Genomic DNA, 21099 nt, shown 5'->3' on the forward strand with positions numbered 1-21099 from the left:
TTGCCCGACAAATGGGGCGAAAAGCCATCCCAGCTTATGGCTATAGCATCGTTATCGTTACGTGCTTATGACAAAACGATCATTGAATCCATGTGACCTATTGGTTAGAACTCAACACAGGTTGGCGCCGTAACGACGCCGACACATCGGCTCGCCACGCCGGCAGCGAGCCCACCAACGGCAGAAAAACTCTGCCCGGCCCCAGACGAGGCCGAAGGATATCTAGACAGTCAACAAGTGAGGGAAACACCCTATGAGAAGACTTAAGCGTGATCCGTTGGAAAGAGCATTTTTACGCGGATATCAATATGGCGTTCATGGCAAATCCCGTGAGCTTTGCCCATTTACTCTACCGTCGGTACGCCAAGCCTGGATTAACGGCTGGCGAGAAGGACGCGGCGACAACTGGGACGGTATGACAGGCACTGCGGGCATCCACAGACTCAACGAACTTCACGCCGTCGGCTAATCAGGGCACTTAATTCCGACATACCACCTTTGAATCTGTAACGACTTAACCACGCACGTCCTATCCGGGCGGCGGGCTTCGGCCCAGGGGGCTCCTTTATGGAGCCCTTTTTAATGGCCGTCGATCAGGCGCGTTTGGGCAAAGCGGCAATCGCATCCACCGCCTGACGAATCAGCGCAGGCCCTTTATAGATAAACCCGGAGTACAACTGCACCAGGCTGGCACCGGCGCCAATCTTCTCGGCCGCATGCTTGCCTTCGGTGATGCCTCCGACCGCGATGATCGGCAAGCGCCCGCCCAGCTCGGCAGCCAACACCTTGACGATATGGGTGCTCTGGTCGCGTACCGGCGCACCCGACAGCCCGCCCGCTTCGTCGCCATGGGCCAGGCCTTCGACGCCGACACGGCTCAGGGTGGTATTGGTGGCAATTACCGCATCCATACCAGAGTCCACCAGGGCTTGGGCGACCAATACGGTTTCTTCGTCACTCATGTCCGGGGCGATCTTGATGGCCAGCGGCACGCGCTTGCCATGACGCACCGCGAGGTCTTCCTGACGCTGGCGCAAGGCTTCGAGCAACTGCTTGAGCGAGTCACCGAACTGCAGGCTGCGCAGGCCCGGGGTATTAGGCGAGCTGACGTTGACGGTGACATAGCTGGCGTGGGCATAGACCTTGTCCAGGCAGATCAGGTAGTCATCCACCGCACGCTCCACCGGCGTGTCGAAGTTCTTGCCGATATTGATACCCAGGATGCCCTTGTACTTCGCCGCCTGAACCCGCGCCAGCAAGTGATCGACGCCCAGGTTGTTAAAGCCCATGCGGTTGATGATCGCCTCGGCTTCCGGCAGGCGAAAGATGCGTGGCTTGGGATTGCCCGGCTGCGGGCGCGGCGTCACAGTGCCGATTTCGACAAAGCCGAACCCCAGTTGCGCAAAACCGTCGATGGCCGCGCCGTTCTTGTCCAGACCGGCCGCCAGCCCGACCGGGTTGGGGAAGTCCAGGCCCATCACCGACACCGGCATCTTTGCCGGCGCCTTGCATACCAGACCATTGAGCCCCAGGCGGCCACCGGCACCGATCAAGTCCAGGGACAGGTCGTGGGAGGTTTCCGGGGAGAGTTTGAACAACAGCTGGCGGGCCAGGGTATACATGGGCGGGCTAGACTCGGATGGCGACGAAAGGTGGCGGCGATTATAGCCGGGGACACGCCATGCACGCGAGGCGTGCCGTCCAATCGTCAATAACGCCGCTGCACCAGGGCCTCGTAATGCGCCCAGATTTTTTCTGCGTAGCGCCTGCGCAGTGCCTCACGCTGCGGCCCAGTGCCTGGGCCCGCGTTATAGGCACCCACCGCCGTCCAGTTATAGCCAAAACGCTGGATGAATTCGGCCAATATTGACGCCCCCACCTCCACCGACAGACAGGGCTCATTCAATAGCCGCTGCTCGGTAATGCCTGACTGGAGCAGACGGGGCAAGTGGATGCTGTTGATTTGCATCAGGCCGATATCCCGGGTGCCATTACGGTTGGCGGGGTTAATGGCTTCTGGACGATAACCCGACTCCACGGCAGCGATGGCCTGCAACAACTCCGGTTCGATATTGTAGCGACGGGCAGTTTCTTCCCAGCAAAAGGCCAATGCCTGCTGACTGCTCATCAGAATCCCAAACAACAGCACTGCGCGCCAGCAACTACCCATGGCAGACGTGCCCACAGGCTGAGCACACCGTTGCCGCTTCTTCGACAGGGGCCGGCGCACGCATCTCGACCCGCACCGGGCATATAAAGCGATACCCTCGGCCATAGATCGTCTTGATGAACGGTTTGTCGACGCCAAGGTGTTTGCGCAGCGAATAGATGCAGCGTGTCAGCGATTCCTCGGAAACCTCGCCCTGGGGCCACCCCTGCTCCAGCAAGTGATCCTTGGTCATCAGCACACCGCCGGACGTCAGCAGCAACCGCAGCACCTGACCCTCTTTGGGCGGCAGTTGAACATCCAGACTCTCGCCGGTCAGTCGCCCATCGCTGTGCAGCGTCCACTGGGCGAAGACCAGGGAAGTCGTCCCCCCTTCATTCACGACGGTCATAACGACCTCGGCATCCGACTACTGACATTGAAATCCTTAGTTTCAGCACTGGCTAGCGCCCACGTCATGACTATAAGAACCCGCCTCACAAGCCACGCTAAGAGAAAAGCCATACATTCAGCGATTTCAGGAATGCCCCTGTAGGACCTTTCCTTATCCATCCGGCGCCCACTCTTGATAAACCTCGTGCAACTCAACCCCCAGCCGATCTTCCAACTGCACCAGTTCACCCAGGGCAAACAGTTGGCCATTGACCCGTACCTCGACGCCGTGGATGACCGTCGGAGCCAACGGCAATACTTTCCCAGGCGCAAAGGCGGCCAAGCGCTTGCGGCTTACCAGTTGTTCCTGCAGAAGAATTTCCAGGTGCATGGATGAAGGCCTTATTGATGGAGAGAGATCACGAGCCGGTCGCACACACGCAGGTTGCACGCGGTCGTAGCGCGCCACGGTCAACGGCCTTGGCGCCGAGCCTGCAGGCATCTCCTGTCATTCGCTGCTGACGACCCGGGCCTGAAGCACGAACAGACGAACCTCGGCAAGGCCGTTGCGTGCCGTACCCTCCCCCTGCTCACGCACATCCCGCCTGAACGCTCCGAGCCACAGGCGTCGGCCTTGAGGTACCCGCACCACGGTGCTCACACTCACGCGCCCGACGGCGGTGGGTTTACCGCGTCGTCCGACTTCACGGACCTGGCGGCCATCCTCGACCTTGATCAGCATTTCGATCTGATTCGCCTCGGCAATGCGCGGCAGCACACTCACCTGCGCGCCATAAGGCACAGGTTTCCAGTCGGCGGGGTCGTTATCCGAGGCCGGCAGGTAGAAGGTGTGGTTGTCCTCGAACACGGCCGGTACATTCTCCTGGGTGAGAATCACCGGCAATGTGACCACCCTGGCTCGGCGCCGGCGCTCCAGGGCGGTGATCTGCTCCATCAATTGCTTGTCCTCCAGCGGCTCCAGAATGTGTGCGTTCGAAGCACTGGTTTTTTTCTTCCGGGCCAGGTCCAGCTTCTTCATGTCGTCACGGCTCACATCCACCAGCCACAACGAGACCTCGATGGCCCGTTTGGGCGTATCCAACTGCGCCACCAGTTGCTCGATAAACTTCACCTGCGCAGGTTTGCCCTTGATCAGCAGGCTATTGGTGTCGGTATAGGCAATCACCCCTAGGCTTGAGTCTGCCAATGGGCCCTTGTGCTCACTGACCAGCAGGGCTTCAATCGTCGATGCCATGCCCGGCACCCTGACCTTTTGGTCGCCCAAGACGTACTCGCGGTCGTCCACATGGGTGTTGAGCACTTGAACCACACCAAAGGCCTGGCTGCCTATGCGTAGGTCGGCGCGTTGGCGGTCCATCAATTGAGCCAGGCGCAACACCTGGTCGACATAGTTGGGCGGACCGGACACATAGAATGTCCGCCCCTCGCTCCCGCGCAGGGGATAGCGCGTCTCATCGAGCCCCGAACGCCGCATGAGGTTGCGAAAACGGTCTATGGAAAGATGCCGCAACGCCACCGCCGAGCTTTTCGCCTCGCTGGCGTCATAGAGGTAAAGCGCTTGCCCGTCGCCGTACCAGATCAAGCCATATTGCAGCGCCAGCGACTCCAGGGCCTGCTGCGGCGCGTCGAGTTCCAGCATCCCGGTGAAGCGCTTGCGCGCAACCTCCCGGCTTACGACCACCGGCACGCCCAAGGGCACCGACAAGGCGCTGAAGACACTGTGCAGACTCTCGTCCCGTGCCTCATAGGTCGCGCCACCGACCAGCCTGTTTCCCAACATCAGCGCGACAAACAGCAGCCAGCGGCAAAGCCCGAGGCGAAGCATCAATGCAGTGAAGTCAGCGTACACCTTGGGTTTCCTGAAGCGGACCGGGAGTGGGAAGCGGCCATACTGCGAGGCCGCCCGGTTTCAATCTTGATGGAAAGTTGACGGCCGGCTGACCTATCGATCCGTGGCATGTGCCTTGCTTTGCACTCTGTATCAAAGCACGCGCCAACGGCGGAACGGGCTTACGGACAAAGGCGTCGTTACCCGCAATGGCTTGCAGCGCCATCCGAGGGAGCGACGCTTTTTTTTGAAAGAAAAGGTAGGTGTTGATGAACGATTCGGTTGGCAACAGCCCGATGAACGATCCGCTGGCATGGGTCAACGGCAGTGATGCCCCGGAAAAGAGCAGCCTCGACCTGGGCTTCATGGCCTTGAGCGATTGTGCGTCCCTGGTGGTCGCGGCCACCCAGGGCTTCGCTCAACCCTATGGCCTGACCCTGAACCTCAAGCGCCAGTCCTCATGGGCCAACCTGCGGGACAAGCTGGTCAGCGGCGAACTGGACGCGGCCCACAGCCTGTACGGGCTGATCTACGCCGTACACCTGGGCATCGGCGGCGTCGTGCCCACCGACATGGCCGTGTTGATGGGCCTGAACCAGAACGGTCAAAGCATCAACCTGTCCCACGAATTGCAGCAGCAAGGAGTGGTCACTCCTGAGGCACTGGACCGCCATGTGCACCAAAGCCGAACAAAACTGACCTTCGCTCAGACCTTTCCCACAGGCACCCACGCCATGTGGCTGTATTACTGGCTGGCGAGCCAGGGTATTCATCCGTTGCAGGACGTGGACAGCGTCGTGGTCCCGCCGCCGCAAATGGTCGCGCACCTGCAAGCCGGACGTATTGATGGTTTCTGCGTCGGCGAACCCTGGAGCGCCAGCGCCGTCGTGCAAAAACAGGGCTTTACCCTGGCCACCAGCCAAGCGATCTGGCCCAATCATCCGGAAAAGGTCCTCGGCTGCACCCAGGCTTTCGTCGATCAATACCCCAATACCGCCCGCGTGCTGGTGATGGCCATCCTCGAAGCCAGCCGTTTTATTGAAGAGAGCCGCGAAAACCGTCGCTCCACCGCGCAGTTGCTCAGCGGCCGCGATTACCTCGACACCCCGCTCAACTGCATCGAACCGCGCCTGCTGGGCGCCTATGACGACGGCCTGGGCAACCAATGGCAGGACCCCCACGCCCTGCGCTTTTTTGCCGGTGGCGAGGTAAACCTGCCGTACCTCTGCGACGGCATGTGGTTCATGACCCAGTTTCGTCGCTGGGGCCTGCTGCGCGACGACCCCGACTACCTCGGCGTTGCCCGCCAGGTGCAGCAACTGGCGCTGTATCGCCAGGCCGCCGAGGCGCTGGGCATCACCGCTGCGGACCAGGACATGCGCAGCAGCCAATTGATCGACGGCAAAGTCTGGGACGGCTCCGACCCGGCCGCCTACGCCCGCAGCTTTCGCCTGCACGCGCTGGCCGAACCCGCCAACCGCCAAGCCTCGCGCTGACAGGAGCACGTCCATGCTGCGAATCCTGTTGATCAATGACACCCCACGCAAAGTCGGGCGCCTCAGAACCGCACTGATCGAGGCCGGTTTTGAGGTGATCGATGAGTCCGGCCTGATTATCGATTTGCCGGCGCGCGTCGAAACGGTGCGCCCGGATGTGATCCTGATCGATACCGAGTCACCAGGCCGTGATGTGATGGAGCAAGTGGTGCTGGTCAGCCGCGACCAGCCGCGACCGATTGTGATGTTTACCGACGAACACGACCCGAACGTGATGCGCCAGGCGATCAAGTCCGGCGTCAGCGCCTACATCGTCGAAGGCATCCAGGCCCAGCGCCTGCAACCGATCCTTGACGTGGCCATGGCCCGCTTCGAAAGCGACCAGGCCTTGCGCGCCCAGCTGCAGGCCCGTGACCAGCAACTGGCCGAGCGCAAGCGCATCGAGCTGGCCAAGGGCATGCTGATGAAAATGAAGGACTGCAATGAGGAGCAGGCATACACCCTGATGCGCCGCCAGGCCATGAGCCGCCAGCAGAAACTGATCCAGGTGGCGGAGCAGATTATCGCCATGAGTGAGTTGCTCGGCTGATTTGGCTCATCTCTTGCTAAACAAACATTACAGGTAACCAACGGCGGTTGCCCCTCCACGACAAAGACGTCGCACATCCGGTTTGCCCTCGCGAACCCGGTGGCGGCGTTTTTTCGTTTTGGCCCCGGCAGCACGGGGCCGGTGGGGTGGCCTTCGTCGGCGACTCCATCACAGGCCTTCTTACAAGACTCCCAACCGTTGAGGTGCGTGATGAAATCAAGCTTCTGGAAATCCGGGCACACCCCGACCCTGTTTGCCGCGTTCCTGTATTTCGACCTGAGCTTCATGGTCTGGTATTTGTTGGGCCCCCTGGCGGTGCAGATCGCCGCGGACTTGCAGTTGACCACCCAGCAACGCGGCCTGATGGTGGCTACGCCGATCCTGGCCGGCGCGGTGCTGCGCTTCCTGATGGGCATGCTGGCGGACAGGCTGTCGCCCAAGACCGCCGGGATGATCGGCCAGGTGATTGTGATCGTTGCCTTGTTCGGCGCCTGGAAACTGGGGATCCACAGCTACGAGCAAGCCTTGCTGCTGGGGCTGTTCCTCGGCATGGCCGGGGCCTCGTTCGCCGTGGCCCTGCCGCTGGCATCGCAGTGGTACCCGGCCGAGCATCAAGGCAAGGCCATGGGCATCGCCGGTGCCGGTAACTCGGGCACTGTATTCGCCGCCCTGCTGGCGCCGGTACTGGCGGCGGCATTTGGCTGGAGCAACGTGTTCGGTTTCGCGCTGATTCCGCTGATCCTGACCCTGATCGTCTTTGCCTGGCTCGCGCAAAATGCCCCTGAGCGCCCGAAAGCCAAATCCATGGCTGACTACTTCAAGGCCCTGGGCGACCGCGATAGCTGGTGGTTCATGTTCTTCTACAGCGTGACCTTCGGCGGCTTTATCGGCCTGGCCAGTGCCCTGCCCGGCTACTTCAACGACCAGTACGGTCTGAGCCCGGTGACCGCCGGCTACTACACCGCTGCCTGCGTGTTCGGTGGCAGCCTGATGCGTCCCCTGGGCGGCGCCCTGGCCGATCGCTTCGGCGGGATTCGTACGCTGCTGGGCATGTACAGCGTGGCGGCGATCTGCATCGCGGCGGTGGGTTTCAACCTGCCCAGCTCCTACGCGGCGCTGGCACTGTTCGTCTGCACCATGCTCGGCCTGGGCGCGGGCAATGGCGCGGTATTCCAACTGGTGCCGCAGCGCTTTCGTCGTGAGATCGGCGTAATGACCGGCCTGATCGGCATGGCCGGCGGCATCGGTGGTTTCGCCCTCGCGGCGGGCATGGGTGCGATCAAGCAGAGCACCGGCAGCTATCAATTGGCCCTGTGGCTGTTCGCCAGCCTGGGCGTGCTGGCCTGGTTTGGCCTGCATGGCGTCAAGCGTCGCTGGAGAACCACCTGGGGTTCGGCCGCCGTGACCGCCGCGCGCGTCTGATGAGCCTGCAACTGAGCGTTGCCCAGGCCAGCGCCATCGGCCCACGGGCCGAAAACCAGGATGCGCTGCGGGTGGTGACACCCGTGGCGGAACTGGCCGCGAGCAAAGGTTACCTGTGTGCCATGGCCGACGGTGTCAGCCAGTGCGCCGACGGCGGCCTGGCCGCACGCTCAACCTTGCAGGCCCTGGCCCTGGATTACTACGCCACGCCGCAAACCTGGGGCGTGGCCCAGGCGCTGGAGCGCTTGCTGCTTGCACAGAATCGCTGGCTGCAGGCCAATGGCGGTGGGCAGCCCTTGCTGACCACCCTCAGTGCCCTGGTGTTTCGCGGCCAGCGCTTTACCCTGGCGCATGTGGGTGACTGCCGGGCCTATCGCTGGCTGGACGGCGAGTTGCAGCGCATCAGCGAAGATCACGTATGGGAGCAGCCGGGCATGCAGCATGTGCTCAAGCGCGCCCTTGGCCTGGATCAGCACCTGGTGGTGGATTTTCTCGATGGCCAGTTGCGCGAAGGCGAGTGTTTCCTGCTGCTCAGCGATGGCGTGTGGGCCACCCTGGGCGATCACAGCATCCGTGCGATCCTGCGCGAACAAGCTGACCTGGACCAGGCAGTCAACACCCTGGTCAACGCTGCGCACCTGGCCGGCAGCCAAGACAATGCCAGCGCCTTGCTGGTACGTATCGATACCCTCGGCGAAGCCACCCTGGGCGATGCCCTGGTGCAATTACAACAATGGCCTCTGCCACCGCCGTTGAAACCCGGCCAACACTTTGAAGGTTGGCAGGTAGATGCGGTGCTGGCCCACAGCCGACAGTCGTTGCTGTACCGGGTGCGCGATGCCCAACAACAATCCTGGCTCCTGAAAACACTGCCTCTGACCCGTGACGACGACAACGACGCCGGCCAGGCACTGCTGTCGGAGGAATGGTTTTTACGGCGGGTGGCCGGGCGAGCGTTTCCTGAAGTGCATGCGGCCAGTGCACGCCAGCATTTGTACTACGTCATGCGCGAATATTCCGGGCAAACCCTGGCCGAACTGTTCCAGCGCCAGGGCCCATTGCCCCTGGCGCAATGGCAGGCCGTGGCCGAGCGTTTGCTGCGGGCCGTGGGCATGCTGCACCGGCGGCAGATCCTGCACCGCGATATCAAGCCGGAAAACCTGCTGCTGGGGGACGACGGTGAACTGCGTGTGCTGGATTTTGGCCTGGCCTATTGCCCAGGCCTTTCAGAAGACCGCGCCCATATGCTGCCCGGCACCCCAAGCTTTATCGCGCCCGAGGCTTTCAATGGCGAGCGGCCTACGGCCCGGCAGGATTTATACAGCGTGGGCGTCACGCTGTATTACCTGCTCACCGGGCACTACCCCTACGGCGAAATCGAAGCCTTCCAACGCCCCAAATTCGCCCAACCGGTCAACGCGAGTCGTTATCGCCCCGACCTGCCGGATTGGCTGCCACTGAGCCTGGAACGGGCGGTGGCCGCACAACCGGCACAACGCTACGAAACCGCAGAAGAATGGTTGCTGGTCCTGGAACACGCAGACCGCCAAGAGCTGAGCATTCGTCCCAGGCCGTTGCTGGAGCGTGAACCCTTGAAGGTCTGGCGAACCCTGGCACTGCTGTCTCTGCTGATCAACCTGGTGCTGCTGTATTCACTTTTTCACGGCTGATGTCATCTCTACACGAGGGAACCCCCATGAATGCAAAAGTCTGGCTGGTGGGCGCAGGCCCCGGCGACCCGGAGTTGTTGACCCTCAAGGCGGTACGCGCCATGCACGAAGCCGATGTGGTGTTGATCGATGACCTGGTCAACCCGGCGGTACTGGAGCACTGCGCCGAGGCGCGAGTGATCACCGTGGGTAAACGCGGTGGCTGCCGCTCGACCCCGCAGGACTTTATCCACCGCCTGATGCTGCGTTACGCGCGCCAGGGCAAGTGTGTGGTGCGGCTCAAGGGCGGTGATCCATGCATTTTCGGACGCGGTGGCGAAGAGGCTGTGTGGCTGCGCGAACGCGGCGTCGAGGTAGAGTTGGTCAACGGAATTACCGCCGGCTTGGCGGGTGCCACCCATTGCGCGATTCCTTTGACCTTGCGGGGTGTGAGCCGAGGTGTGACCCTGGTCACGGCGCACACGCAAGACGACAGCAGCCTCAATTGGCGCGCGCTGGCCGAAGGCGGGACGACGCTGGTGGTGTACATGGGTGTGGCGAAGCTGGAAGAGATTCGTCGGCAATTGCTCGACGGCGGGATGGCGGCGGATATGCCGGTGGCGATGATCGAAAACGCATCGCTGCCTCAGCAGCGTGAGTGTCGCAGCGAGCTGTCCCGCATGCATGAGGACGCGCAGGCATTTGCCTTGAAGAGCCCGGCGATCCTGGTGATCGGCCGTGTCGCCGGCAGCGAACAGGCCGCATACCTCGCAGCAGCCAGTGCCTGAGGCAAATTTCAGGCGAAAAAAAGCCCGGCCTAAGCCGGGCTTTTTTCTACCACTCAGTAATTACTGAGCTTGAGCTTCAACCGACGCTTCTACGCGACGGTTAACAGCACGACCAGCTTCAGTTGCGTTGTCAGCAACTGGGCGGGATTCGCCGTAACCTACAGCAGTTACACGGCTAGGAGCCACGCCGTCTTTAACCAGGACTTGCTTAACAGCGTCAGCACGACGCTGGGACAGCTTCTGGTTGTAAGCGTCTGGACCTACGGAGTCAGTGTGACCAGCAACTTCTACGTTGGTAGCTGGGTACTGAGCCATGAAGTCGGCCAGGTTTTTCACGTCGCCGTAGCTGTTAGGCTTAACAACGGCCTTGTCGAAGTCGAACTTCACGTCCAGCTCAACACGAACAACCTGAGCAACTGGAGCTTCTGGCTCTGGAGTTGGCTCTGGAGCTGGTGCTGGGGTAGGAGCTGGAGCTGCTGCGCCAGCGTTACCGCCGAAGTTCACGCCCAGGCCGACCAGTGCGGAGTAGTCCCACTTGCCGTTGTCCAGACCGTAGTCAGCTTCAACACCGGCACGAGCGTACAGGTTGTTGGTGAAGTAGTACTTCACGCCAGTACCAACGGTAGCGAAGGTAGTCTGGTCGCGACCGCTGTGGCCGTCAGCTTGAACGTTGGTACGGCTCTGGTGGCCGAAACCGCCTTCTACGTATGGACGCAGGCTGTCTACGCCAGCTTGACCGAAGTGGTATTGGGCAACGAGGCTGCCGGTATCACCTTTGATCTTCTGGTTGCCAGTACCGTCGTTCGAACGGGTGTGGTTGGTCTTGTCGTAGGACAGGTTCAAGGACAGGTCGTCGGTCAGGAAGTAACCGATGCGAGCGCCAGGATTGAAGCCGTCTTCGATGTGCTTGACGCTATCGTTGTACTGCTTCTTGTAGAACAGCTCGCCTTCAACTGCGCCTTGGCCTTGTGCCAGAACGCCGAAAGAAGTAGCGGCAATAAGAGAACCAATGGCCAAGCCCAAGGTGTTTTTCAGTTTCATCCGTTAAATCCCCATCTGGTGATTGTAAAGCAGTCCCACAAACCGGGGGACAACTCGGCGACAAGTCTAACAGAACTTGCCTACACGTAAGAGATATTTGCCAAGCACTAAGTTTCAGTCTCGCCCGCAAATTTCTCACGTAATTTATCTAGAGCACGTTTGTAACGCATTTTTGTAGCACTCAAACCCATGTGCATGATGTCGGCGATTTCCTGAAATTCCAGCTCTGCGACAAAACGTAGCACCAGAATTTCCCGGTCAATCGGGTTCACATACACCAGCCAGCGATCAAGTCCGCCCTTTTCCTCGGGTGCCGGCGCCTTTTCTTCGGACGCCTCCTCAAGGGGGTCGAGACTCAGAGCGTCCATCAAGCGACGCTTTCGCCGTTCCTTACGATACTGCGTGATGCACTCGTTGTACGTGATGCTGTAGAGCCAGGTCTTGAACTTCGATTTGCCCTCGAAGTTCTTGAGGCCGTACAGCACCTTGAGCATCACTTCCTGACAGACATCATCCGCATCTCTATCGTTCCCTAAATACCTTGAACAAACGTTGAACAAAGTGCGTTGATATCTGCGCATCAATTCTTCGTACGCGCGTGTGACGTGAAACAGCTCCGTGTGCGCGCGCGCGACCAACTCCTCATCAGAGAGCTCACGGGGGTCATAGCGCGTGGACAGCGTTTGGGCTTTATTCAAAACAAGTCGTGCCGACAGTCAGGTCAATGTCCGCCACAGCCCGGTCAGCCGGGTTCGCGGCGGCGTACATTAGCAGGGTTTGCCGGGTTAGCGGCTACTGACCTGCTGTTCCAGGAGAATCCGATTGGACAACGACACCAGGTCGCCGTCATCGGTCAGCACGGTCGTCTTGACTGTGCCGATCTCCTCGATTTGCCCTTCGACCTCGCCCACACGTACCTGTTGGCCCACCTGATACAACTCACGCACATAGATTCCCGCAAGAATCTGGCCGGCAATTTCCCGGCTTCCCAAGCCCATGGCCAGCGCAACGGCCAGACCAACGGTAATCAAAACAATCACGATCACGTGGTTGAGCAGGTCAGTCTTGACCTCCAACTGGCTGATCGCGACCGAAATACTGATGATGATCACCAGGCCTTGGGCAATTCGCCCAAGGCCGGCCGCGTAGTCCAGCCCCACGCCTTCCGCGGCGCCACGCACCAGCCCATTGGCCAGTTGCGCCAGCAGAACGCCCACCAGCAATACCAGCGCGCCGCCGAAAACCTTAGGCAAATACAGCGCCAGCATGTCGAGCGTAGCTGAAACTCGCTCAAGTCCAAGGGACTGAGCCGCAGAAACCAGAAAAATCAGCAGGACAAACCAATAGACGATCTTGCCGATCAACGTGGAGATCGGCACCTGCAGCCCTGCACGTCCCAGCAATTTGGTCAGGCCGGTACCCGCCATCAGGCGGTCAAGGCCCAGTTTTGCGAGCAGCTTGGACAGCAAGGTGTCGAGCAGCTTGGCCACGACAAAGCCCAGCAACACCAGGACCAGGGCACCAAACAGGTTGGGAATGAAGTTCGCCACCTTGGTCCACAACGCGGTCATCGCGGTGACCAGGCTCTGGGTCCAGAGATCAAGTTCCATATTCAATCAGCCTTATCAGCAGTGCGAGCAAGAGGTTTACGACGGGAAACCGGTGAGACGTGCGCCGAACCATTGTTCAGGGCCATCATCAACGCCGGCAACCAACGACCGAGCAGACTGAACAGATCACCCGCCCCAACCTGACGGTTGGCGGTTTTCAACACGCGGCCCAGGCAGGCGTCGTCGTCGCGGTTGGACGGCGAGGCATTGAGCATGTCACGCAAAGACTGTTCGAACGGATCGTGCATAAAGACCTCTCGCAAGTGTTTTAAAAGACGAGGGTAAAATTCGTTGGGTCACATGGGACCCTTCCTACGTTCAGGTCATATTCAGCTCAAACCCAGCGCAATCGTCGAAATAGCCACCATTGTCCGAGTGCCACCGACACCATCAACAGGCACGCGATCATGAATCCGTAAGGGCTCGCCGAGAAGGGTATGCCCCCCACATTGATGCCCAGCAAGCCGGTCAAAAAGCTCATCGGCAGGAAGATCCCGGTGATGATCCCGAAGCGGTACATGGTGCGGTTCATGCGTACGCTCAGGCGGCGGTCTTCGGCCTCAAGTACAAGCCCCACGCGCTCCCGGGTCAATTCGAGCTCTTCCAGGTAACGGGTCAGGCTGTTGTTCAATTCGTTCCAGTAATCGGCATCGTCGTCACAGAACCAGGGCAATTTGATCCGCGTCAGTTGGGCAAAAATATCCCGCTGCGGCGCCAGGAATCGCTTGAGCCCAGCGGCTCGTCGACGAATTTGCAAAATGCTGCCGTGCTCGGGGGTATACCGTTCGTCGGTATCGAGCTTTTCTTCCTCGGTATCGACGATTTCGGACAGGTCGGTGACCAGATCCTGCACTTTATTGGTCAGGTACTGCGCCATATAAAGGATGAGTTCCGACGCCGTTTTCGGCCCTTTGCCTTCCGACAGTTGCACCAACAGCTCGTCAGTGGCCCGCAAAGGACGCAAGCGCAGGGAAATCACCCGGCTGGCGGCGGCAAAAATACGCACCGAGACCATGTCTTCCGGCTCGGCTCCTGGGTTGAGATTGACCCCGCGCAGGAACAGCAGCAGTTCGGCATCCGGCAACGGCAACAGACGTGGACGGGTGTTCTCCTCCAGAAGCAGGTCACAGGCGAACTCGCTCAGCCCACTGGACTTGCGCAGCCACGTCTGGGTTTGCGGATGGCTGCGATCCCAGTGCAGCCACAGGCTTTCCTGGGGTTGCAGCTGCAACTCGTCGAGCTCAGTCCGGGCAATCGAACGCGCACCGCCTTTACCGTCCAGCACCAGGGCATGCACCAGCCCCCATTGCGCGTTTTCTTCCTCGAACATCCTCCCCCCTATCGGCTATTGCGGTTTATTCAGGCATTTGCAGCGGGCTGGGCGAGACGATCACACCGTTGTTGTCGGCGTAGATGTACTCACCCGGGCGGAACGTCACACCGGCAAACGTGACCACCACGTTCAGGTCGCCGATGCCGCGCTTGTCGGTCTTCATCGGATGGCTGGCCAGGGCCTGAACGCCCAGGTCGGTTTGGGCAATGACATCGACATCACGGATGCAACCGTAGATCACCAGCCCTTCCCAACCGTTTTTCGCGGCTTTTTCGGCAATGATGTCGCCCAGCAACGCGCGGCGCAGCGAACCACCGCCGTCGACCACCAGCACCTTGCCAGCTCCCGGCTGGTCAGCTTGTTCCTTGACCAGCGAGTTATCTTCGAAGCACTTGATGGTGACGATTTCGCCACCAAAGGAATCTCGGCCGCCGAAATTGCTGAACATCGGCTCGACCACCTGCACCAGCTCCGGGTAGGCGTCGCACAGGTCTGGGGTCACGTAATGGTTCATTGAAAAATTCCTTTCTGCCAAAGAAGTGTCTTTCGAAAGAAGCGCCAGCGAGGCCGGTGCGCAACATCCCACTCGCTTCGTCGCAACGCAATAGCGACGAAGCGACTGAATATGACCAGAAGCGTTTAACGCGTCATATCTTAGCCGCAACCTCGCAGGAGCGAAACGCCCTTGGCAGCGCTCTGCGTCATACCGTGGCCAGCGCCTCGGCCGGTGCGCCAAGCAACGGTGTAAGCGGGTCTTTCAACCATTGCACCACCAGCGGCCACACTTCCACCTGGGCCGCCTTGCTGACCAGCATCTGTACATGTCCGAAATCTTCGGTAAAACCTTGCCGGCGGCCCAGGCACAGGTACTGGCGATGCTCGGCGCCGACTTGTTCGAACAACTTGCGGCAGGCCCAGTCCGGGTCTTGCTGGTCACCCGCGGCGCTGACAGCCAGCAGCGGCACATCGACGTCCGCCAAGCCCTTCCACCAATCACGCTCGCGCTCGCCGAACCGCCCGAACAGGCCATTCCAGCGCATCGCCTCAATCAGCACTCCGGCCGGCTCATCCTCGGGGCCGCGCTTGAATCGCGGCCCGGACAACTGGGCAAGGCGTTTGAGCACCAAGCGGCTGCCCCACTCCACTGGCGGGATTTTCAACGGCCAATACGTGCGACTCACCTGGCTGCCAAACAACGCCACCGACGCCACCGCCGGCGGCCCCAGGTATTGCCCGCCCAAGGCGGCAGCCAGGGTTATCCCGCCGAGGGAATGACCGATCCAGTGCGGGATCTGCGTGCTTTGCTCGCGCACAAACGCACCGATGGCCGGCAAGTCGTAGCGCGCATAGTCGGCGACCCGATTTCTCACATAATCGTGATTGCGTTTGGACAGGCCATGGCCGCGCATTTCCGGAATCCACACATCAAAGCCCTGGCGTGCCAGATAGGCGCCCAGGCCGATGCCCTTGGGGGAATACCAGAAGCGCCGATTGGAAAAACTGCCATGCAACAAAATAACCGGAATGCCGCGGTTTTCCGGAACATCGGCCAGGCCCAAACGCGTCACCGCCAGCTCGACGGTACCGTCGGGGCTGTTGCCGGGCTTGAGGCGGTACACATCTTCACTCAGGTCGCCACGACGTTCAGCGCTGATCAGGGCGACAGGAAACAGGTTGCTGCTGCTTTGCATAATGCTCTTGCACAAAAAAGGGCGGCGTCCACAAGGATTCCCGCCCTGTACAGATAAGAATGCCGGTCACCCTCGACGAGTGACCGGCACTTTTTGACGTAGCGGCCTTAGGCGGACGCTTGGCCTTCAGCCAGGAAGAACCAGGTTTCCAGCACGGAATCGGGGTTCAACGAGACGCTTTCGATGCCCTGTTCCATCAGCCATTTGGCCAGGTCAGGGTGGTCGGATGGGCCCTGGCCGCAGATGCCGATGTACTTGCCGGCCTTGTTACAGGCCTGGATGGCGTTGGCCAGCAGCTTCTTGACCGCAGGATTTCGCTCGTCGAACAGGTGGGCGATGATCCCCGAGTCGCGGTCCAGGCCCAGGGTCAGCTGGGTCAGGTCGTTGGAGCCGATGGAGAAGCCGTCGAAGAACTCCAGGAACTCTTCGGCCAGGATGGCGTTGGATGGCAGTTCGCACATCATGATCACGCGCAGGCCGTTTTCACCACGGGACAGGCCGTTTTCAGCCAACAGGTCCACCACCTGGCTCGCTTCGCCCAGAGTGCGCACGAACGGCACCATGATCTCGACGTTGGTCAGGCCCATCTCGTTGCGCACGCGCTTGAGGGCACGGCATTCGAGCTCGAAACAGTCACGGAACGCTTCGCTGATGTAACGCGAGGCGCCACGGAAGCCCAGCATCGGGTTTTCTTCTTCCGGCTCGTAGAGCTTGCCGCCGATCAGGTTGGCGTATTCGTTGGACTTGAAGTCCGACAGACGCACGATGACCTTTTTCGGATAGAACGCAGCAGCCAGGGTGCTGATGCCTTCCACCAGCTTCTCGACGTAGAAGCCCACCGGGTCGTTGTAGCCGGCGATGCGCTTGTCGACGCTGTCCTTGATATCCAGCGGCAGGCCGTCGTAGTTCAACAGGGCCTTGGGGTGCACCCCGATCATGCGGTTGATGATGAACTCCAGGCGGGCCAGGCCCACACCGGCGTTCGGCAACTGCGCGAAATCGAAGGCACGGTCGGGGTTGCCGACGTTCATCATGATCTTGAACGGCAGGTCCGGCATCGCGTCGATGGAGTTCTGCTTGATGTCGAAGCCCAGCTCACCTTCGAAGATGAAGCCGGTGTCGCCTTCGGCGCAGGAAACGGTTACGCCCTGGCCATCCTTGAGCAGTTGGGTGGCGTTGCCGCAGCCCACTACCGCCGGGATCCCGAGTTCACGAGCAATGATCGCCGCATGGCAGGTACGCCCGCCACGGTTGGTAACGATGGCGCTGGCGCGCTTCATGACCGGTTCCCAGTCCGGGTCGGTCATGTCGGAAACCAGTACGTCGCCGGGCTGGACCTTGTCCATCTCGGACACGTCCTTGATGATCCGCACCTTGCCGGCGCCGATGCGCTGGCCGATGGCACGGCCTTCCACCAGCACGGTGCCGGTTTCTTTCAACAGGTAGCGTTCCATGACGTTGGCCGAAGTGCGGCTCTTCACGGTTTCCGGACGGGCCTGCACGATGTACAGCTTGCCGTCGTCACCGTCCTTGGCCCACTCGATGTCCATCGGGCACTTGTAGTGCTCTTCGATGATCATCGCTTGCTTGGCCAGTTCGCTGACCTCAGCGTCGGTCAGGCAGAAACGCGCGCGCTCGGCCTTGTCGACTTCAACGGTTTTTACCGAACGACCGGCCTTGGCCTCGTCGCCGTAGATCATCTTGATGGCCTTGCTGCCCAGGTTGCGGCGCAGGATGGCCGGGCGGCCGGCCTCAAGGGTGTGCTTGTGAACGTAGAATTCGTCCGGGTTGACCGCGCCTTGTACGACGGTTTCGCCCAGGCCGTAGGCACCGGTGATAAACACCACGTCACGGAAGCCCGATTCGGTATCGAGGGTGAACATTACGCCGGCGGTGCCGGTTTCCGAACGCACCATACGCTGCACGCCGGCAGACAGGGCGACCAGCTTGTGGTCGAAACCCTGGTGCACGCGGTAGGAAATGGCGCGGTCGTTAAAGAGGGAGGCAAACACTTCCTTGGCCGCACGGATCACGTTTTCCACGCCGCGGATGTTCAGGAAGGTCTCTTGCTGGCCGGCGAAGGACGCGTCCGGCAAGTCTTCGGCGGTGGCCGAGGAGCGCACGGCAACGGCCATGTCCGGGTTACCGGCCGACAGTACGGCGAAGGCGGTACGGATTTCTTCGTTGAGCTTCTCGGGGAACTCGGCTTCCATGATCCATTGACGGATCTGGGCACCGGTCCGGGCCAGGGCGTTGACGTCATCGACGTCCAGGGCATCCAGCGCGGCGTGGATCTGAGCGTTGAGGCCGCTCAGCTCGAGGAAATCACGGTAGGCCTGGGCCGTGGTGGCGAAACCACCGGGCACCGACACACCTGCGCCTGCAAGATTACTGATCATCTCGCCGAGGGATGCGTTCTTGCCCCCCACATGCTCTACATCATGGACGCCGAGCTTATCGAGGGAAACTACGTACTCTACCAAGGTGATCTCTCCACTAACTGTGTTGGAAAAGCTCAGGACGCCGGCTGCTCAGTAGGAGCGAATACCGCCGTTTGTGGCCTGGACCTGGAAAATAAGTGAGAATTCGGCCCACCATGGGACGGCAAAATCGCGCCTATCATATCCAAGATTCGTCATCAGCTTAAGGCCCAGGGCTCAAATGAAACGATCTGCTTTCTTTATTTCCGACGGCACCGGCATCACAGCCGAAACATTGGGCCAAAGCCTGCTGGCGCAGTTCGAAAACGTTACCTTCGCCAAATTCACACGGCCTTACATCGACAGCGTGGATAAAGCGCGGGCCATGGTACAACAAATCAATCTGGCGGCTGAAAAAGACGGCTTTCGCCCGATCATTTTCGACACCATCGTCAACCAGGACATCCGTGAGATTCTCGCAACGTCGAATGGTTTCATGATCGACATCTTCTCCACCTTCCTGGCGCCGCTTGAGCAGGAGTTGAGCGAACATTCCTCCTACTCCGTCGGAAAGTCCCATTCCATTGGGCACAACTCCAATTATATGGAGCGTATCGAGGCGGTGAACTTCGCCCTCGATAACGACGATGGCGCCCGCACCCACTACTACGACAAGGCCGACCTGATCCTGGTCGGCGTGTCGCGCTGCGGCAAAACGCCCACTTGTCTGTACATGGCCATGCAATTCGGCATTCGCGCGGCCAACTACCCGCTGACCGAAGACGACATGGAGCACCTGACCCTACCGGCCGCCCTGCGTGCGCATTCGCACAAGCTGTTCGGCCTGACTATCGACCCGGACCGCCTCACGGCCATTCGTAACGAGCGCAAGCCCAATAGCCGCTATTCCAGCTACGCCCAGTGCGAGTTCGAAGTGCGCGAAGTAGAAAATCTGTTCCGGCGCGAGAATATTGCGCACATCAATTCCACGCATTTTTCGGTGGAAGAAATTTCGGCGAAGATTCTGGTGGAGAAGGGTGTCGAGCGGCGGTTCAAATAACCTGTGGGAGGGGCGGTGCGACGATTGACTTGCCCCTCCCACATGTGGGTCTGTGTACATTCAGACCTACAGATGGAACCGTCCGCCTCCCTGCCCCAGCGCCGTCGCCAGCGCATCGAACCCGGCCCGCAACAACTGATCATCGCCCGATGTATTGCAAATACTCGCCCGAATAAATTGCGGCACTGCCGTCTGCCCGACAGCAAACGCCTCGGCGGTGGCGATCAGGTAATTGTGCTGCTTGAGCTCCGCCTCGATTTCCGAGGCGCGCCAGGGCTCCGGTACTTCAATCCAGAAGTGCGGACTATTGAGGTGGGTGCGGTATGCCAGCCCGCCCAGCAGGTCACGCACCAACGCTTTGCGCCGGCTGATCTCGTTGATCTGCTGGCGCAGCAGGTACTGCGCCGTGCCGTTCTCGATCCACTGCGTGGCCAGCTCCAGGGTCACCGGCGTGGCCATCCAACAGGTTGAGCGCAGGGCTGCCGAAATACGGCTGACCAGCGCCGGTGGCGCATGCACGTAACCCACGCGCAACCCGGCGGACACCGCCTTGCTCAGGCTGCTGATCAAAATCGTACGTTCAGGCGCGAAATAGCTGAGGGGTGGCGGACGGTCTTCCACCAGCACACCGTGGGCTTCATCCTCAAGAATCAGCAGATTGTGTTCGCGGCAGACCTTGGCCAACGCTTCGCGGCGCGCCACCGAAAGCACTGCGGTGGTGGGGTTCTGGATCGTCGGTGTGCAGTACAACGCCGAAATCCGGTGGTTGCGACAGACTTCCTCCAACGCGCCTGGCAGCAGGCCTTCTTCATCCATCTCCAGGCCGATCAGGCGTATGCCGAGCATCCGCGCCGCCGTGATCAAGCCTGGGTAAGTGAGTTGCTCGGTGACCACCGTATCACCGGCCCGCAGCAGCGCCATCATCGTGCAGAGCAGGCCGTGCTGGCCGCCGTTGACGCAGATGACCTGCTCGGGAATCGGATGGAAATCACGCTGCACCAGCCACTGTGCTCCCGCCTCGCGATAGCGTGGCAGGCCGGCATCGGGGGTGTAGGCGCTGATGTCCTGGAGAAACTTGGCGTTGATCGACAGGTTTTGCAGGCTCTGCGCCAGGAAGGCCGTTTCCTGACCCGGAATATGCATGTTGCGACTCATGTCGAAGTACTGGCGTGGCTCTTCGCTGACGTTGCGAAAACCTTCATCACGCTGGCGCTCCATCCCACGCTTGCGTACGAAAGTACCGTCACCTACTCGCGCCACCACCAACCCAAGGCGCTCCAGCTCGCCGTAGGCCCGGCTGATGGTGCCGATGGTCACGCCCAGGTTATCGGAAAGCACTCGATGGGGCGGCAACTTTCTTCCCGGTTCAATCAAGCCTTCGAGGATGCCCCGTTCCATGACATCGGACAGGCGTTTGTATTTCACGCCCTGCCCGCTGGACAAGCCCTCACGCATAATTGACACCATGTCAATATTTGTTTTGACAGCCATCTTTAGCCCTAATAGTGTGCTTTTACGGGTTCAATCGCCGATTTTTACAACTCATTACAAGCTCAATATAGAGTTCAATTCCGGCTCAGGGAAGCAATAAACGATGCCAATGTCCGCCGTT

Annotated in this window: 20 protein-coding genes and 1 pseudogene; 7 read left to right on the forward strand and 14 right to left on the reverse strand. The window is 60.3% G+C overall.

The genetic code is table 11. The annotated features are described in order from the left end of the window. Positions 1-253: 253 nt before the first annotated feature. A complete protein-coding gene (gene rmf / locus PSH66_RS21875) occupies positions 254-469 on the forward strand; it encodes a ribosome modulation factor (RefSeq protein ID WP_002553055.1) in 216 nt (71 codons plus the stop codon). A 124-nt stretch (positions 470-593) separates the two neighbouring features. On the opposite strand, the gene PSH66_RS21880 is transcribed toward rmf, so the two are convergent. From PSH66_RS21880 to sctC, 5 genes and pseudogenes are all read right to left on the reverse strand, one after another. Continuing rightward, positions 594-1622, reverse strand: a complete 1029-nt coding sequence (locus PSH66_RS21880) for a quinone-dependent dihydroorotate dehydrogenase (protein ID WP_003175505.1) — start codon at positions 1620-1622, stop codon at positions 594-596. An 86-nt stretch (positions 1623-1708) separates the two neighbouring features. Then, the gene (locus PSH66_RS21885; protein WP_003175506.1) at positions 1709-2170 is read right to left on the reverse strand and encodes a transglycosylase SLT domain-containing protein; all 462 of its coding nucleotides are present in this window, start codon (positions 2168-2170) and stop codon (positions 1709-1711) included. Next, positions 2163-2558: a winged helix-turn-helix domain-containing protein gene (locus tag PSH66_RS21890; protein WP_305427651.1), complete on the reverse strand. Its 396-nt coding sequence runs from the start codon at positions 2556-2558 to the stop codon at positions 2163-2165. Before PSH66_RS21890 ends, PSH66_RS21885 begins: the two co-directional genes overlap by 8 nt. Before the next feature lie 153 nt (positions 2559-2711). Next, positions 2712-2930 carry a FliM/FliN family flagellar motor switch protein gene (locus tag PSH66_RS21895; RefSeq protein WP_042945925.1) on the reverse strand — a complete coding sequence of 73 codons (219 nt, stop codon included), beginning with the start codon at positions 2928-2930 and terminating at the stop codon, positions 2712-2714. Between the two features lie 18 nt (positions 2931-2948). Beyond that, positions 2949-4385: pseudogene (sctC, locus tag PSH66_RS21900) on the reverse strand (type III secretion system outer membrane ring subunit SctC); the annotation flags it as partial. 272 nt (positions 4386-4657) lie between these two features. Here sctC and PSH66_RS21905 point away from each other — a divergent pair. The 5 genes from PSH66_RS21905 to cobA all read left to right on the forward strand — a co-directional run bounded on the left by PSH66_RS21905 (position 4658) and on the right by cobA (position 10332). Then, the gene (locus PSH66_RS21905) at positions 4658-5884 is read left to right on the forward strand and encodes a CmpA/NrtA family ABC transporter substrate-binding protein (RefSeq protein WP_003175510.1); all 1227 of its coding nucleotides are present in this window, start codon (positions 4658-4660) and stop codon (positions 5882-5884) included. A 13-nt stretch (positions 5885-5897) separates the two neighbouring features. Then, the gene (locus tag PSH66_RS21910; RefSeq protein WP_003175511.1) at positions 5898-6473 is read left to right on the forward strand and encodes an ANTAR domain-containing response regulator; all 576 of its coding nucleotides are present in this window, start codon (positions 5898-5900) and stop codon (positions 6471-6473) included. A 210-nt stretch (positions 6474-6683) separates the two neighbouring features. Continuing rightward, positions 6684-7895: a NarK/NasA family nitrate transporter gene (locus tag PSH66_RS21915; protein WP_003175512.1), complete on the forward strand. Its 1212-nt coding sequence runs from the start codon at positions 6684-6686 to the stop codon at positions 7893-7895. Further along, positions 7895-9565 (forward strand): bifunctional protein-serine/threonine kinase/phosphatase, encoded by a 1671-nt coding sequence (locus tag PSH66_RS21920; RefSeq protein ID WP_003175513.1) that lies wholly within the window; start codon positions 7895-7897, stop codon positions 9563-9565. The genes PSH66_RS21915 and PSH66_RS21920 overlap by 1 nt, the downstream gene beginning before the upstream one ends. 26 nt (positions 9566-9591) lie before the next feature. Next, entirely contained in the window at positions 9592-10332 is a 741-nt protein-coding gene (gene cobA, locus PSH66_RS21925) for a uroporphyrinogen-III C-methyltransferase (protein WP_003175515.1), read from the forward strand. 60 nt (positions 10333-10392) lie between these two features. Here the strand turns inward: cobA and PSH66_RS21930 are convergent, their stop codons facing one another. The 8 genes from PSH66_RS21930 to ppsA form a co-directional block, all read right to left on the reverse strand. Beyond that, positions 10393-11373 (reverse strand): OmpA family protein, encoded by a 981-nt coding sequence (locus PSH66_RS21930; RefSeq protein WP_003175517.1) that lies wholly within the window; start codon positions 11371-11373, stop codon positions 10393-10395. Between the two features lie 107 nt (positions 11374-11480). Then, positions 11481-12071, reverse strand: coding sequence for an RNA polymerase sigma factor SigX (gene sigX, locus PSH66_RS21935; protein WP_003175518.1), 591 nt, complete (start codon positions 12069-12071; stop codon positions 11481-11483). Positions 12072-12158: 87 nt separating this feature from the next. Beyond that, complete coding sequence (locus PSH66_RS21940; RefSeq protein WP_003175519.1) at positions 12159-12983, reverse strand: mechanosensitive ion channel domain-containing protein; 825 nt, start codon at positions 12981-12983, stop codon at positions 12159-12161. Between the two features lie 2 nt (positions 12984-12985). Then, the gene (locus PSH66_RS21945; RefSeq protein ID WP_003175520.1) at positions 12986-13231 is read right to left on the reverse strand and encodes a hypothetical protein; all 246 of its coding nucleotides are present in this window, start codon (positions 13229-13231) and stop codon (positions 12986-12988) included. Between the two features lie 86 nt (positions 13232-13317). Further along, positions 13318-14313 (reverse strand): zinc transporter ZntB, encoded by a 996-nt coding sequence (locus PSH66_RS21950; protein ID WP_003175521.1) that lies wholly within the window; start codon positions 14311-14313, stop codon positions 13318-13320. 25 nt (positions 14314-14338) lie between these two features. Beyond that, positions 14339-14830 carry a ribonuclease E activity regulator RraA gene (gene rraA, locus PSH66_RS21955; RefSeq protein WP_003175522.1) on the reverse strand — a complete coding sequence of 164 codons (492 nt, stop codon included), beginning with the start codon at positions 14828-14830 and terminating at the stop codon, positions 14339-14341. Between the two features lie 187 nt (positions 14831-15017). Continuing rightward, positions 15018-16007, reverse strand: a complete 990-nt coding sequence (locus PSH66_RS21960) for an alpha/beta fold hydrolase (RefSeq protein ID WP_141063523.1) — start codon at positions 16005-16007, stop codon at positions 15018-15020. Positions 16008-16114: 107 nt separating this feature from the next. Then, on the reverse strand, positions 16115-18490 hold the full coding sequence (gene ppsA / locus PSH66_RS21965; RefSeq protein WP_305427652.1) for a phosphoenolpyruvate synthase: 2376 nt from the start codon (positions 18488-18490) through the stop codon (positions 16115-16117). Between the two features lie 178 nt (positions 18491-18668). Here ppsA and PSH66_RS21970 point away from each other — a divergent pair, with 178 nt between their 5' ends. Further along, positions 18669-19487 (forward strand): pyruvate, water dikinase regulatory protein, encoded by an 819-nt coding sequence (locus PSH66_RS21970; RefSeq protein ID WP_003175525.1) that lies wholly within the window; start codon positions 18669-18671, stop codon positions 19485-19487. Positions 19488-19553: 66 nt separating this feature from the next. On the opposite strand, the gene PSH66_RS21975 is transcribed toward PSH66_RS21970, so the two are convergent. Beyond that, positions 19554-20978, reverse strand: a complete 1425-nt coding sequence (locus PSH66_RS21975; RefSeq protein ID WP_305427653.1) for a PLP-dependent aminotransferase family protein — start codon at positions 20976-20978, stop codon at positions 19554-19556. Positions 20979-21099: the final 121 nt, after the last annotated feature.

The sequence above is a fragment of the Pseudomonas sp. FP597 genome (genome assembly GCF_030687435.1).
GTDB classification, from domain to species: domain Bacteria; phylum Pseudomonadota; class Gammaproteobacteria; order Pseudomonadales; family Pseudomonadaceae; genus Aquipseudomonas; species Aquipseudomonas lactucae.